This is a genomic window from Glaciimonas immobilis, assembly GCF_011947285.1.
Lineage (GTDB): Bacteria > Pseudomonadota > Gammaproteobacteria > Burkholderiales > Burkholderiaceae_D > Glaciimonas > Glaciimonas immobilis.
Map to the genome: position 1 here is coordinate 157,326 of NZ_JAAOZT010000007.1, position 12,863 is coordinate 170,188.

Genomic DNA, 12,863 nt, shown 5'->3' on the forward strand with positions numbered 1-12,863 from the left:
TAAACTGGGTAAGTTACGTACTGACAAAGGGGGGCATCCGTTCATTGTGGAGCCGGGCTTGCATGCCAAACTTCCTTGGGAAATACTGCACGAATTTTCAGTCATGGAGCGCACCATTTCATTGCGGGAGGAATTACGGGAAATGGAGCTCTTGGCATGGGATGGCACCCGGTTGCGCCTGAATCCGCAGATTCGGTTTTTTTCCAAAAAGACCATTTTCCTGCCTTTCTGTTTGGCATGCAGCGCCCTGCATCGCACCTCAGAGAAGTGTTCCGCAGTTTACTAAGCGCAGAGGTTACAAAATTCGGTCCGGTAGATGCTGTGGAGGGTTCTTATGCTGAGATCCGGCGTAGTCCTGGATTGTTGCATACCAGATTAAAGCAGAATTTTTTAGTGCGAGGCCTGGAACAGAAATATGGTATTCACTTAAATGCGGTAGAAAATACCGAGATACTGCCGCCGGCAGATTTAGCCCAAGTGCTGAATTCGGTACAAAAAGCTGAAACCGAAAATGTAACCTTGTTCAGCCGCTTCAGCGCCGAATGCGCGCAGCGACTGGCTGCTGCCGAGCACGCGGTGAGTATTGCCGCCTTAAAGGCCGAGGCGGTGGAATTGGAAATCTCAATACTCGGCGCTGCGATGAGAGAGCTGCAGGAGCAAGGCGCACTCGATGCGTATCTGCAACGTCGGCGGCACGAAGTTACCGCGCAATCGAAAACCTTTATTTCAAAACCTAAACGGAATATTTATGGATTCCTTCAGCTATATGCTATTTTTTAATCACACACGCTGGACGCGTACGGTTAGAAAATCTGCTCTCGGAGCGCGAGAGTATCGCCCAATCCATCTTTGAGGAAGTGCGAACTGAAGCGTTTAGTTGGGGCGTTTCTATTGAGTCTCTGTTTATTCAGGACGTACGCGTATTGCCGGAAATTTCTCGCCAGCTATCTGGTTTGGTGGCGGCGCAGATAGAGATGAAAAAATCGCATCTGGAGGAGGTGGGGCGCATCAACATTCAAGTTCTGGACGCCCAGACCGAGGTCCGCGTATCGGAACTTCAGACGCGTGCCAGGTCGTTGCACCCTATAGGCGTGGCGCGGGCTTACGGCCAGATGGCAAGCCGCCCAGGTCTCTTGGAAGAATTTCAGGAGCTGTATCAACTTTTTCTTTTGCCGTCAGGCCGGATGGTGTCTTTTGTCGGTTTCGACGGCGGCGAAACTGGCCCGATTGATGCAATGATGATTCCGGTTGAAGGCGACCCGTGGGCCTCCGGACACAAGTCCGCGCTAATTGACCCGTGCCGATATCTGGCACTACCTTATGCCGATTTATGGTGCGTTGTAGGTGACCTTTTTCGGAGCTGACCGGATCCGCTTAATACCCTTTGGTACGTTTAGGCCCTCCATACATTGCCGCCATTGAACAATATCGATATCTGTCTTGCTATTGATTCACACGTGCAATTAAATATTCTGCACATTAAGTTTTCTACTCTTTATATTGGGCATTTCTACTCAATGGGTCCAATAACTGGGGCGGACAAGATGTTCCTCCGCTATGATAGATTGCCATAATAAAACATTCCATTTGGCGTAAAAAGTTGAGCAGCGAAGTCACCCGCTGTTTTTTGCCGCACATTAGAAGTGCAGACTTTCAGGGGAAATCATATGACAAATGGGAAAGCCAGCGAATTGACACCGACGACGCTTAACATGAAGGCGAACGGACCTAAAATCATCACTCAGCTATTCGAGCATGCGGGCGTCCGCCTCAATGGAGACGCGCCCTGGGACATGACAATCTACGATGATATTTTTTTCCAGAAGATGTTTGCAAAATGGGAACTGGGTATCGGTGAATCATACATGGACGGCGACTGGGACAGTGTTCAGCTCGATGAGTTTTTCTTTAAAATTACTAGTCACGACCTTGAGCAAACCGTTGCCGGTCCGGCAAAGCTGAGATTTCTTCTAGAGATTTTTCGTCAAAAATTCTTTAATTTACAAACTAAACGGCGGGCGTTTCAGGTCGGTGAGCAGCATTACGACATTGGTAATGATTTGTTTGAGAGTATGCTTGATTCAAACATGATGTATTCCTGCGGCTATTGGGAACACGCCACTACTCTGGAAGAAGCGCAACTGCATAAGCTCGAATTGATATGTCGCAAATTAGAACTAAAGCCCGGCGAAAAGTTGTTGGACATCGGTTGCGGGTGGGGTGGTCTGGCGCGCTACGCCGCTGAAAAATATCAAGTAGAAGTTGTGGGTATCACCATTTCAGTAGAGCAGCAAAAATTAGCGCAGGAGCGCTGCGCAGGATTACCGGTCACCATATCGTTAACTGATTATCGGGAGTTGAGCGGGCAATTCGACAAGATCGTATCGGTCGGCATGTTTGAGCATGTCGGCGCTAAAAATTACACTACATACTTTGACGTGGTGGAAAAATTGCTAAAACCCAAAGGTCTTTTTTTGCTGCATACCATCGGTAACTATGTGACAGAAAATAAGAGAGATATGTGGCTGGACAAATATATTTTTCCGAATGGTCATTTGCCCTCTGCCAAGCAAATCGCGAGTGCACTTGAGGGGCGTTTTCTGATTGATGACTGGCATAATTTTGGGCGCGATTATGACAGAACGCTGATGGCATGGTGGGACAATTTCGAAAAAGCGTGGCCTGCGCTGGCAGATAAATATGGCGAGCGTTTTTATCGGATGTGGAAATATTTTTTACTTTCATCCGCTGGATTTTTTCGATCAGGCCAAGGGCAGCTATGGCAAGTCGTTTTAAGCAAGCGTGATCGTCAACTTACCTATCGTTCCGTGCGTGGTATTTCTGACAGTAAGATCGTTAGGTAAATAGTCGTATTCAGAATTCAACTTTGTCGCCCAACCTCCAAGATCGCGCAGGGAGTTAAAAGAGGTTTATCTAGCGCTGGATGTTGGCTAGATAACCTTTGCAAATTTTTTCGCTCATTGCTGGGCTGTTAACTATTATGTTCGCCTGCGCTCCCGCGACAACGATCGCCTATGCGCGGAATCAGAAAAATTCTGATCGACGTAGCGAATCAAAATAAGCATAAAGTCGGATCACTTGTCGTTGATTGAAGCCTTATTTATCGCAATCAGGGACATCACCGCCACTTGACGGTGTGAGTCAAAATCACTATCTCTTAGTGGACGCGTAGCGGCTAAGAGAAGTTAATACGGCACAGAATATTCATGCACTTTGCCCTCCCTCCTACATCTATGGCTTTAACCTCCTACTTTAATAACAGCGTTTAGCTGATAGTTATCCCATCACATTCTATTATCATTTACTTCTAAATACGGTGTTGTTTGCCCTTCGTTTAGAGTCTTTGAGAATCAAAAATATAAGGGCATTCAGGGAGATCGAGCGCACTTTTATCACATGTCTTGTTGTAAGAGAATATTTGGTACTCATTCCTATCCGGCAGCGGTCCTTCCGACCGTACTTTTGTTAAATTCACCATGGAGATGAACATGGACATTACATCAGAAATGAAAAAAAATGAAGGTCAGCCCGCGACCGCGTTGAAGGATCAGATAAAGGACAAAAGCACTGGCCTCCATGACACGATTGACCATGTCGCAGATTCTGCACGGCCGACAATTGAGCGCGCCACTTCTGGTGCGCATGCTGGGGTGGATCAAGTATCCAGCGCACTTACCGATGCCACACACACTCTGGCTGAGCGCACACGTGATTTGAGCGAAGCCTATGAGCGCTTCGCTGAAACAGGGCGCCGCTACGTGCGCATGAGTCCCGTTATGTCCATTAGTATTGCCATGGTGGCGGGCTACCTGATTGCCAAGCTAGGCGGGGGCAGGGATAGGGATCGTTGAAGCAGTGCACGCATATACGATGGTGCGTTAGTAATACGGCCGCACCAACACTAGATAAAACCTATTTTTTCGGTGAGATGGGCTATTAAATATTTCTCCGACGGTTCGCACCTCGTAGTGTGCGTCTTAAATCTGGAGCAATAAATGAAAAAATATTTGATGAACTTGGCAGTGTTGATGGCAATCGGTACGGGCTTTGCATTTGCTCAAAACGATATGAGCAAAACGCCTATGCCGAACGACAGCATGGGGAAAGAGGCAGCGTCAGCCGGAATGAACGACGGTACGGCTGACACCGATGCTCCGAAGAAAAAAACTATGAAGAAAAAGATGCATAAACATACAGCTGCACCGCGGCCTATGACGGATGCCGGAATGGATAAGCCAGATACTAAGCATTAATAGCTAGGCTCCTCACTCCGCGCAGTCGACCTGTTGCGGGGTGGGGACGTCAGCTTAGTTTGTCGGTTATTCGATGTGTTCTGCACGAGGCAGGATCGATTTATAAATAATTCGCCAGTATAAAGGTGGGAAATAAGGGGGCAAATTTAAACCTCCGAACGCCTCTTCAGGTTTATGGAAGCATACGCTTTAAGGTGTCATCTTTGACAATCAAATGGTGGTAGAGCGCAGCCACGATATGTAATCCCACGAGGGCCAGCAAAATCCACACAGTTAACTGGTGTGCATCGCCCAACAAGTGCCCTACCGAGGAGCCTTTCGGCGACAAAGGCGGTAACGGCACGACCCCAAATAATGACACCGGCCAGCCTCGAGACGACGCGTTGGCCCACCCCATCAGCGGAAATGCTATTAATAGGGCGTAAAGGATTACATGGGTAAAGTGCGCGATTTGTTGTAAAAACAGCGAAGTGGTCTTCAACGCTGCGGGCGCGGGGTGCGTCCAGCGCCACAAGAGTCGAGCCACTACTACCAGCACTATTAGTGACCCAATTGATAAATGCCAGCTGATGAGTCCGATTGGCTGGGTGTCGCGACCCACGTCCGGCATAAGCCACCCAATGGTGTATTGGACGATGAGAAGCAAGACGATTAGCCAATGAAATATTTTGGCGGGAGCGGAGTAGGCGTTCGGCGTAAAGGTGTGCGTTTCTTTTTGCATTTTTTTCTTTGTGATGTAATGCTTAACTAGAGCTAAGGCATTCAAACTAAAAATCCAAATAAATAGCCATATGGAAAAAGAGGAGGACTTACGGCGTCAAAAGTTGTTTAGATCCGTCAGAATACAATATTAATTCCGGTCTGAACTGAGTCGTAAACTCGCTTTTTTTCAAATTTGCTATTTTGACCTGTTTTGGGTTAAAGGGATTATATTTCATAGCACCTCGCTAGGTCCTTGTGCCCCCCGCTTAAATAACGTTGGAGTACGAGAAAGTGAAGGATCCAACCTCTGCGTCCATAATATTAACGAATATCAATTCGCCTTTAATGCTGGATATATCTTTAGAACTTTTGTTTTTTACATCCAATTGAAAAAATTGTTCGTCATGATAACGTCGCAGATTGGAATTAAAAAACAAAAGCTTTTTATCTGTCAGCGTCACACTTACAGGAGATTCGTTCTGCTTACGAACGGTTTTCAAATGCGCTAGCAACCTTTCTTCCGCTGCTTCCTGATCCGCGCTGGCTTGCTCAAGTGCTGTTATCCATTGCTTTTGATCGAAAATTGCAGTGCCGATCGTTGAGCCGAAAGGAATTTTCGCACCCCCAAATGTCGGCCCCAAAGAGCTTCGCATTGTATATGCAACAAATAATGCCCTGTCTTCCTCCGTTAGATTATTTATGGCATTTGTTATTCGGCCATCCCATTCGCTCATTTCGCTTCATAAAACAGTGTCCTGCGGCTTGTTACAAGCTAAAAGCATGGCAATCAGCGAGGAAATTTTTATCACGTTTTTAATTATTTTGTCCTCCCCGGCAGTGAAAACTCCGTTAAATGTATGAGAAATAATTGAGTTCACCACAAAATTTTCAGCGCACTGCTTTTCCGATGTCACTGATAAAACTTATAAATTAAACTAATATTACCCTCCAGGCAACAAACATTAGCATCAGATAAGGCGCAAGCGTAGGGTACAAGATTAATTTCTGGTTAGCGGGTGAAGGTGTCAACCAGTTAGCGCCCTTAGCTGAAAGCGCTGCTCCTCACGATGTGCGACAGTGAAACACTGGGGCTCACCAAGCTAGATCGGTTAGTCCGTGACGCGTAGGTCCGGGTGTCACAATCAAGAAGTTGGCCGCACGTAAGAGGGGCTTTACTGCCGCAGGTTGGCAGCATCAACTTCGCCTTAGCGCAGGTGAACTGCAAAGGGCACGAAGTCGAACAGGCAGCCCCTGCTCACAATATTTGTGACGACCGTGATTCTTCCGCATACTTTTTCTGCGCATGTTCGTCAGCGGTCACGATGCGAACAAAGCGTACTGGCATTCACTAATACGCTCGGGACCGTGAGGGGGAATTAATTTTTTTGGGGCTTTGACTACTACTCGGACAAAATAATTCTGGCGCAATTCCTGTCGCGAACTTAAGGAGCGCTCTTGTTTTACGGAATAAGTCCAGTTTGCGGAGCGCAAATAGAAAAAGGGGCTACAAGCCTAAGCAGGTAACCCCTTAATTTCATTACTATGTTTCTTGGTGAGAGCCGGAACCGCAAAAACGACATAAACCATTATGGGCTATGGCTCTATTGATTATTAGTTTCAATTATGGATGCAAATATGGATGCAAAAATAATTCCTTAAGCTTTTACCGTCCTTTCGCCTTCCATCGATCCATCGCCCAGATATTTGCATCGTTCCCCGCGGCGTCGCTTGCCATCAGTGCGAGCGCCTGAGTGGTGTTGGATAACTTCCCGGCGGCAAGCATCGTTATGAACAGGTCGGATTGCATGAACGCGCCTGTAACAGCTGCCTGGAGTACTTCCCCTATAGGCTTCGGCGCGCACTCTGTCAGCAGGAACCATGTCGGGGTCGCCCCCATAGTAGGTATGCCCAAGCAATAGCAGTAAACCGGCATGGCTCATACTGTAACCGTCGCCGTTATCGAAGAACATCGATAAAGCGTTGTTCATGGGCATGTGATCAACCTCTTATAAGTTTATCGCGCCAAATGGGCTATCCACATGCTATCACTTGTCAATAAATCATGGTTCTCCGGCGATACTTACCCTGTTTAATCCTCGAGACTACCGATTTAGTGTCTCCGGTAAGCTTTGATGACTGCCCTCCAATTTGAGGATGCCCCTGTTTTCAGGGATACCGCTATCGGTGGAGACGGCGAAAGCGCCCGATACTAGTTCCAGCTGTCGCATCGCGGATCGTCACGCGTTAAAAAGCCCGCTACGAGGGCGGGCTGATAGATTACTGAGAGGCGAGTTATTTCTTCTGTACTGGAGCGGGCGCTGGCGCAAGGGCGGTTGGCGTTGACACTGATCCCTTGCCTGACTCGAACGCAGAAATCGTTATTTGAGAAATTCCGATATTAGATTGCTGAGTGCCAAAGTAAGCAGCAAGGGCGAGTGCAAATACAGCCAAAATCGTTGTAAGCGACGTAACCCACAATGTTGACTTCAGCCCCGTGGTCCGATCGGCCGCAGCAGCTACGTGGGTCAACATCTGCTGAAGAATCTTTTCTGAATTATCGTGCCTGGCTATGGAAAGTTTTTCCGCAGCCTCAGACCTGACTAAAAACAGGTCCATCTTATTGGTGATGGCGCTGATACTGGCGTCCATTTTATTGGTCACGGCATCTATTCGAGCGTCCAACCGAGCCTCTCTGGCCTCGAATTTTGCATCGAATTCTTGTCTGGTGATGTCGGTCATGGGTTTATGATCTGCCAACGAAGGCTTGACGTCAACCTTAATTTTCACTTGGTTATAGCCGGTAGCCGCTTCTAATTTGCTCTTTACGGATTCTGCTGTAACAGTCATGCAGTACCTTTTGTATTGTACCAATCGAGCAATATACCTGCCGCCTGAAGTCTCACTAAGCCGCAATGCCTACATGACATGGGGATCACGATATACGCCATTTCCGTTTGCCTATAGTCAGTTGTAGCTAGTGGCAGTAGTCCTACTCCCATATTGGGTATACCTCCATCTACGATTGGCGGGCCGCCATAAGTTAGCATCCATTCAGCATGTGCACACGATGAGCATTTTTCATCAATTCCCTTGAATTTAAAATATTCATCCAAATCAGCGGACGTTATTTTTATAAGATTCTTTTCATCCATACATGTCCTGTTTTCACAACTCCATCGCCTACGGTAAGTCCGTTACTTGCGTTTGGCGCATGGAAACGCATCTTTCAGCGCATCTATGACTAAATCACTGGCAGATTCATTCCACCTAGCGGGGCGATCAGATACATATTTTTTTGTCACTGCCATAAGCTGCCCAACCGTCGCGCCAGATGGAGGGCAAAACAAGTACCCGGAAAATGCGTCGCTACTGCCGGTCACGTAGCCTATCAACGTTCCCGAATCTAAAAAATCTCCTCCGGTGGGCCTACTTGCATTTATCCGGTCATCAGAGCCTATCCACCGCATTAGATTATTCCCGCTGTAGTAGATATTGCCGCCATCTGCCGACGACTCGCCAGACATCAAAATGAAAAAAATTGCTGCCAGAGAGAATTTTAGTAGCTGCATTTGCTCTGGCAATACTGGTACACATACCGCCCCGATTGAGTGCAATCACTAACACACGTGTGATCAATGCGGCGAGGAGGCGGCGGTGAGTATTGGGGCGCTTGCTGTTGCGGCTGCGGCTCCGGGTATGCCATGGCACAGCCCTGGTAGCACTGGCCGTCGCCTGAGTTGCATGTACTTAAGCATTGTTGCTTTTGCTGTTGCTGTTGACCATCACGCACCCCTTGTGCCGCAGCGCCCATATTCCCGACCATATTACCAAAGTTAAAGGCGTGGGAAGTTTGTGACTGAAAACACAGAATGAGCGCCGGCATCAATAACCTTTTCATCATTTCCCCCCCCATGAAACTTCATCAATTTTTATTCTAATTCCGCGCAGAAATACCGATAACCTGTACGCGCATACAATAGTATTGTTTTGCCTTTGGGTGCTGAGCCGCTTAATTTTAGACTTGGAAATGTGGGAATAGCTGACGAATTCAGACGCTGGCGCTTCTTCTAACACGAACCTACGGCATATCCCGGACCAGCATCATGCGTGTGACTGGGGACTTATGAACGGCCCCGGTTGTCGGTTGTCACTTTCGACAACCGACAACCCTTGATCGACAACCAGATTGAAATCAGAACTCCCACCAGCTCGAAGCAAATTTTAATTTTTCATTTGACGCGGAAACATCGACTTTCCCATCGATCAGCACTATTAGCCCGCGAGTTTTCCATTTCGCCGCCGCCTGCTTTGATACGCCGTGCATCGCTGCAAATTTTAAAATAAAAACGTGGCTCATGTTTTGGTGACAACCTAATTTGAAAATTTCATAGCTGGTAAAACACCGAGGCGCGCAATGCCCGTGCCTCTCAATTCTTTGGGAGGGACCCATGACTATCCAAGCCGAATTGCACGGGAAACATAATGCGGTCCTAAAAATTTAGGAACGCGAACGGAAAAAGACGTCCTCAGTTTTGAATCGATCTCAGGCAATCGGGCCGCTGCCTATCGCGTGATCGTAATCACGCATCAACCTGCTGAGTTTTGAGAAGGTCTGCTACCCGGTCAGAGCCGCCAGTAGAGTCCGACTCCAGATAGATCAGTGTGTAGATGGTGGTATCCCTCCCCGCAATCCTCACTGCAAGCGTTTGCAGTGACAGTGCCAGCCAGGTCATCCACATCACAAAGTATCGTCTCAGTAAGCCGGACTACTTGAATCTCAGGGGCCCTCAAAGTCCAGACGTTTTGCCAGTTCCGTAATTGGACGGGTATCAGCGACAATTTCCCCCGTCCCCTGGGCCCCCAGTTTAAGCATCACATTTCCGGATTTACGCCATACTCAAACGCCTATTTGCCTATATAGAGCGATTGAGTTTTAGCCCACAGCGCATCACGGCTGGCCTTGTGGCGGCGCTCCTGCTCACAGGTACGGGAACAGCAGGGTATGCGTGCCCTTAGCTGAAAGGCCTCGGCCTTGAATGCTTTGTTGCAGACCGGGCACTTGCAGGGAATTGTTTTGAAGCCCATAGCGGTTTACTCCTTGAATGGTATGGTGTGGCCAGGGCTGCCCCGGACTGAGGCACCCTTATAGGAACGGTCAGAATCAACCCTCTGCGGCGTTGCCTCTGAATCGCTGCATAGCCGCGTCACTGATTGGCGTACTCATCTCAATGAATCGCCCTTCGATCACTAGATCAGCGTCCTCCACCATTTCAAGGTGGCCCCTGTGTTCCTTGCAGCCTTTAGCCAGTACGCGCAGGGCGGCCTGCTCAACGCGCTTGGCTTGGGTAAGTTGCCGGGATGTTTGAACTTGAAGGTGCAAACCCGTGAAACCATCCAACTCATCGGCACGGCGTTTCTGCGCACCCACCAGGAGCCGGTGATTTCGGGCGCTATGCCAGCGAAGGGCGGAAGTAACAATTTCACGGTCATTCATCTGGCTTCCTTAAGATTGATGCTGTCATTGCTGGCGGTCGGCACAATAGACAGGCGCGGTGGTAAGCGTTTCATCGTGCCATCAGCCGATTGCCGGTAAGTAGGCAAGTCTGCAAACATGCCGCCTGCTTCAAACAGGCTATCGCCCAATGCCTTACCTTCACGGGTGTTGACCAGAAAATCCATGAACACATAATTCAATGCCTGAAAAATCTCTCCGTCGTTCCAATCCTGACCCCGGCGCAATACTGAGTCCTCCAGTCCATGAATGAAAACGATCTCATGCAGTCCGTCAGCCTCTGTCAACCCGGCACGGTCCGCGATGTTGACGTTAAGGACTTCGCAACGCTGAGCAAGGGTAGTACCGGCATTTATAACCGGCGCAAGGGTGACAAGCAGTTTGCCGCAATCCTTCAGGGACTCACGCAATGGCTTGCACAAGGCTCCCGCATCATCAGCCAAAGCTTCCAATGCAGCGATACGGGCGGTATCAAACAGGCCTGCACGCTCTTTTATGATCCGTGCCTCTCGCCGGTAACAGCGTGCTTTATCGCGCTGGCTGTCCAGCTTGGCGACGGTCTGGCGTATTGCTCTGCGGATCATTGCGACGGACTGCATTAGATTTTTTGCGGTCGGACGATGGTCGCTCAAGGTCATGATGTTGGCGGTATCGATTGTTGCTTCAGTCGTCGTCATTGAGTCAACCTGTTAAATAATGCCATTACATCCACGCAAGTCGCTTCACATGCCGCGACCTGTCCCGATACCACGATTTCCGCTGCCTTACACACCGCCTCATCAAAGCTCATCCCTTCGACTTGCATAAAATGCCACGTCAGATTGTCAACGCGATGCAATTCTTCGGCCGGATGACCCGCATCAATTTCGGCTTGAACACGGTGCAATTGGAATTGCTTCAAAGCACTTATCGCTGATTCCTGATGCATTTCTGGCTGATGCTGTTTTTGTGGTGTTCCAGGTGTTCCCGGTGTTCCGTACCCATCGGAACGGCTACCAGCTTGGTTCTTTGCGGAACACCGGCTTGGAACACTGGTTTTTTCCCGGTGTTCCCGGTGTTCCGTAAACGGCAAAATGGAACACCGGGAACACCGGGAACACCGGAAATTTTTGGGTGTTCCGCGCCGGTGTTCCGCGCCGAATGGCTCTGGGCTTGGTTCTCCGAAGGATGGAACACCGGGAACACCGGGAACAAGAAATTGGCAAATAAACGCCGCTATCATCCCGTTGATACAACGGCACACCGTGGTAAGCCAATTCCGCCGCAAATATAAGTGCGTAGCCAAAGGTCTCTTCATTTTTCAAAAAGAAAGTCCTGGCCATTTGACCATGGTCACTATTTGTGTAGTGCCATGAATATGCTCCTACTGGACCCATCTCGTGGGTTATCCAGTCTTTAAGGCAGATAAATTCGCCATCAATTGCAGGTAGTTTAGAGAGGTCAATTTTTGACAATATAACCGCAGCTAGATCTGAGTAATGTTGAACAAGCGCCTTGTCATTTGGTATTCTATTGTCACCTTCATACCGCATAAAAAAGTTGTGTTCACTATCCGCTCCCAGTACCGCTTCGCAAATAAGTTGTGCGAAAAGATTCGGATTTTCATCTATAATTTTTTGTATGATTCCAAACATTCTTCTTTAAGTTTTACAAATTCGACACGTTCTCGTCGATATTCTGCTCTGTTTTCTTCCCAGCTTAATTTGTTCTCCATACCGCCCCTTTCCCCTTTTCCTAATTCGGAAGCCATGCCAGCAAATATAAGGGGTAACTATCTATTTTCCCGCCGTCGCGGTAGGCATGGCTAAACTGGTAATTTAATCGTCGTAATGATGTCGGCAGGCGATGATCACCAAGTCGTCATCGGTAGCCCGGTAAATCAAGCGGTTGGCGTCATCGATTCTTCGGCTCCAATAACCTGACAGATTGCCTAGCAATGGCTCGGGCTTTCCGATACCTGCAAATGGTTCGCGTCTGGCGGCTTCGATCAGCAGATTGATGCGCTTGAGGGTCTTTTTGTCCTGTCCGTGCCAGTACAGATACATTTCCCATCCATCAGGGGTGAAAACGATACGACGTCTCATTCGTCCGAGCTTAGCAATTGCCGCTCTTGTGCGAGACCGGCTTTGTCCTGAGCAATGGATTTGAAGATGGCTTTTGCATTGGCTGGGTTGCCCAGCAAATAAAGCGTTTCTTGCAGGCTGTTGTAATAGTCGCGCCCCATCAGCACCGCATCTTCGCCGTCACGGCGATGGATAACGGTAATTTCCGCATTGTCGATGGTGCTATCCAGCACGCTTTTCAGATTGTTACGGGCCTCGGTATAGGTCAGAATGCGCATTGCTTGCTCCTTACATGTACAGATTAATGCCCAA

General features: G+C 48.5%; 19 protein-coding genes. 5 read left to right on the forward strand and 14 right to left on the reverse strand.

Going from position 1 to position 12,863, the window contains the following annotated elements; genetic code table 11:
* Positions 1-75 precede the first annotated feature (75 nt).
* The 5 genes from HAV38_RS12390 to HAV38_RS12410 all read left to right on the forward strand — a co-directional run bounded on the left by HAV38_RS12390 (position 76) and on the right by HAV38_RS12410 (position 4,274).
* Positions 76-780, forward strand: coding sequence for an SPFH domain-containing protein (locus HAV38_RS12390; RefSeq protein WP_168055702.1), 705 nt, complete (start codon positions 76-78; stop codon positions 778-780).
* Positions 780-1,364, forward strand: a complete 585-nt coding sequence (locus HAV38_RS12395) for an SPFH domain-containing protein (protein ID WP_280730149.1) — start codon at positions 780-782, stop codon at positions 1,362-1,364. The genes HAV38_RS12390 and HAV38_RS12395 overlap by 1 nt, the downstream gene beginning before the upstream one ends.
* Before the next feature lie 303 nt (positions 1,365-1,667).
* On the forward strand, positions 1,668-2,864 hold the full coding sequence (gene cfa / locus HAV38_RS12400; RefSeq protein ID WP_168055703.1) for a cyclopropane fatty acyl phospholipid synthase: 1,197 nt from the start codon (positions 1,668-1,670) through the stop codon (positions 2,862-2,864).
* Between the two features lie 645 nt (positions 2,865-3,509).
* Entirely contained in the window at positions 3,510-3,872 is a 363-nt protein-coding gene (locus HAV38_RS12405; RefSeq protein WP_168055704.1) for a hypothetical protein, read from the forward strand.
* 144 nt (positions 3,873-4,016) lie between these two features.
* A complete protein-coding gene (locus HAV38_RS12410; protein ID WP_168055705.1) occupies positions 4,017-4,274 on the forward strand; it encodes a hypothetical protein in 258 nt (85 codons plus the stop codon).
* Between the two features lie 172 nt (positions 4,275-4,446).
* Here HAV38_RS12410 and HAV38_RS12415 read toward each other — a convergent pair whose 3' ends face one another.
* From HAV38_RS12415 to HAV38_RS12480, 14 genes are all read right to left on the reverse strand, one after another.
* Positions 4,447-4,995, reverse strand: a complete 549-nt coding sequence (locus tag HAV38_RS12415; RefSeq protein WP_168055706.1) for a cytochrome b — start codon at positions 4,993-4,995, stop codon at positions 4,447-4,449.
* A gap of 247 nt (positions 4,996-5,242) precedes the next feature.
* On the reverse strand, positions 5,243-5,710 hold the full coding sequence (locus HAV38_RS12420) for a hypothetical protein (protein WP_168055707.1): 468 nt from the start codon (positions 5,708-5,710) through the stop codon (positions 5,243-5,245).
* A gap of 929 nt (positions 5,711-6,639) precedes the next feature.
* Positions 6,640-6,783, reverse strand: coding sequence for a hypothetical protein (locus HAV38_RS12425; RefSeq protein ID WP_168055708.1), 144 nt, complete (start codon positions 6,781-6,783; stop codon positions 6,640-6,642).
* Between the two features lie 485 nt (positions 6,784-7,268).
* A complete protein-coding gene (locus tag HAV38_RS12430) occupies positions 7,269-7,823 on the reverse strand; it encodes a hypothetical protein (protein ID WP_168055709.1) in 555 nt (184 codons plus the stop codon).
* Positions 7,820-8,128 (reverse strand): hypothetical protein, encoded by a 309-nt coding sequence (locus HAV38_RS12435; protein ID WP_168055710.1) that lies wholly within the window; start codon positions 8,126-8,128, stop codon positions 7,820-7,822. The genes HAV38_RS12430 and HAV38_RS12435 overlap by 4 nt, the downstream gene beginning before the upstream one ends.
* 42 nt (positions 8,129-8,170) lie before the next feature.
* Entirely contained in the window at positions 8,171-8,545 is a 375-nt protein-coding gene (locus tag HAV38_RS22285; protein ID WP_425338700.1) for a Rap1a/Tai family immunity protein, read from the reverse strand.
* A gap of 623 nt (positions 8,546-9,168) precedes the next feature.
* Positions 9,169-9,426, reverse strand: a complete 258-nt coding sequence (locus tag HAV38_RS12445) for a hypothetical protein (RefSeq protein WP_168055712.1) — start codon at positions 9,424-9,426, stop codon at positions 9,169-9,171.
* Positions 9,427-9,556: 130 nt separating this feature from the next.
* Complete coding sequence (locus HAV38_RS12450) at positions 9,557-9,718, reverse strand: hypothetical protein (RefSeq protein WP_168055713.1); 162 nt, start codon at positions 9,716-9,718, stop codon at positions 9,557-9,559.
* A 419-nt stretch (positions 9,719-10,137) separates the two neighbouring features.
* Complete coding sequence (locus tag HAV38_RS12455; protein WP_168055714.1) at positions 10,138-10,470, reverse strand: hypothetical protein; 333 nt, start codon at positions 10,468-10,470, stop codon at positions 10,138-10,140.
* On the reverse strand, positions 10,467-11,165 hold the full coding sequence (locus HAV38_RS12460; protein ID WP_168055715.1) for a hypothetical protein: 699 nt from the start codon (positions 11,163-11,165) through the stop codon (positions 10,467-10,469). The genes HAV38_RS12455 and HAV38_RS12460 overlap by 4 nt, the downstream gene beginning before the upstream one ends.
* Positions 11,162-11,374, reverse strand: coding sequence for a hypothetical protein (locus tag HAV38_RS12465; protein ID WP_168055716.1), 213 nt, complete (start codon positions 11,372-11,374; stop codon positions 11,162-11,164). Before HAV38_RS12465 ends, HAV38_RS12460 begins: the two co-directional genes overlap by 4 nt.
* A 106-nt stretch (positions 11,375-11,480) precedes the next feature.
* Positions 11,481-12,122: a hypothetical protein gene (locus HAV38_RS12470; protein ID WP_168055717.1), complete on the reverse strand. Its 642-nt coding sequence runs from the start codon at positions 12,120-12,122 to the stop codon at positions 11,481-11,483.
* Between the two features lie 183 nt (positions 12,123-12,305).
* On the reverse strand, positions 12,306-12,572 hold the full coding sequence (locus HAV38_RS12475) for a Txe/YoeB family addiction module toxin (protein WP_168055718.1): 267 nt from the start codon (positions 12,570-12,572) through the stop codon (positions 12,306-12,308).
* On the reverse strand, positions 12,569-12,829 hold the full coding sequence (locus tag HAV38_RS12480) for a type II toxin-antitoxin system Phd/YefM family antitoxin (RefSeq protein WP_168055719.1): 261 nt from the start codon (positions 12,827-12,829) through the stop codon (positions 12,569-12,571). The genes HAV38_RS12475 and HAV38_RS12480 overlap by 4 nt, the downstream gene beginning before the upstream one ends.
* Positions 12,830-12,863: the final 34 nt, after the last annotated feature.

What these genes read in the sequence shown, in the direction of transcription:
- cfa (WP_168055703.1), top strand. Translation starts at nt 1,668, where the DNA reads ATGACAAATGGGAAAGCCAGCGAATTGACACCGACGACGCTTAACATG.
- HAV38_RS12405 (WP_168055704.1), top strand. Translation starts at nt 3,510, where the DNA reads ATGGACATTACATCAGAAATGAAAAAAAATGAAGGTCAGCCCGCGACC.
- HAV38_RS12410 (WP_168055705.1), top strand. Translation starts at nt 4,017, where the DNA reads ATGAAAAAATATTTGATGAACTTGGCAGTGTTGATGGCAATCGGTACG.
- HAV38_RS12415 (WP_168055706.1), bottom strand. Translation starts at nt 4,995, where the DNA reads ATGCAAAAAGAAACGCACACCTTTACGCCGAACGCCTACTCCGCTCCC.
- HAV38_RS12420 (WP_168055707.1), bottom strand. Translation starts at nt 5,710, where the DNA reads ATGAGCGAATGGGATGGCCGAATAACAAATGCCATAAATAATCTAACG.
- HAV38_RS12425 (WP_168055708.1), bottom strand. Translation starts at nt 6,783, where the DNA reads ATGCAATCCGACCTGTTCATAACGATGCTTGCCGCCGGGAAGTTATCC.
- HAV38_RS12430 (WP_168055709.1), bottom strand. Translation starts at nt 7,823, where the DNA reads ATGACTGTTACAGCAGAATCCGTAAAGAGCAAATTAGAAGCGGCTACC.
- HAV38_RS12435 (WP_168055710.1), bottom strand. Translation starts at nt 8,128, where the DNA reads ATGGATGAAAAGAATCTTATAAAAATAACGTCCGCTGATTTGGATGAA.
- HAV38_RS22285 (WP_425338700.1), bottom strand. Translation starts at nt 8,545, where the DNA reads ATGCAGCTACTAAAATTCTCTCTGGCAGCAATTTTTTTCATTTTGATG.
- HAV38_RS12445 (WP_168055712.1), bottom strand. Translation starts at nt 9,426, where the DNA reads ATGGGTCCCTCCCAAAGAATTGAGAGGCACGGGCATTGCGCGCCTCGG.
- HAV38_RS12455 (WP_168055714.1), bottom strand. Translation starts at nt 10,470, where the DNA reads ATGAATGACCGTGAAATTGTTACTTCCGCCCTTCGCTGGCATAGCGCC.
- HAV38_RS12460 (WP_168055715.1), bottom strand. Translation starts at nt 11,165, where the DNA reads ATGACGACGACTGAAGCAACAATCGATACCGCCAACATCATGACCTTG.
- HAV38_RS12470 (WP_168055717.1), bottom strand. Translation starts at nt 12,122, where the DNA reads ATGTTTGGAATCATACAAAAAATTATAGATGAAAATCCGAATCTTTTC.
- HAV38_RS12475 (WP_168055718.1), bottom strand. Translation starts at nt 12,572, where the DNA reads ATGAGACGTCGTATCGTTTTCACCCCTGATGGATGGGAAATGTATCTG.
- HAV38_RS12480 (WP_168055719.1), bottom strand. Translation starts at nt 12,829, where the DNA reads ATGCGCATTCTGACCTATACCGAGGCCCGTAACAATCTGAAAAGCGTG.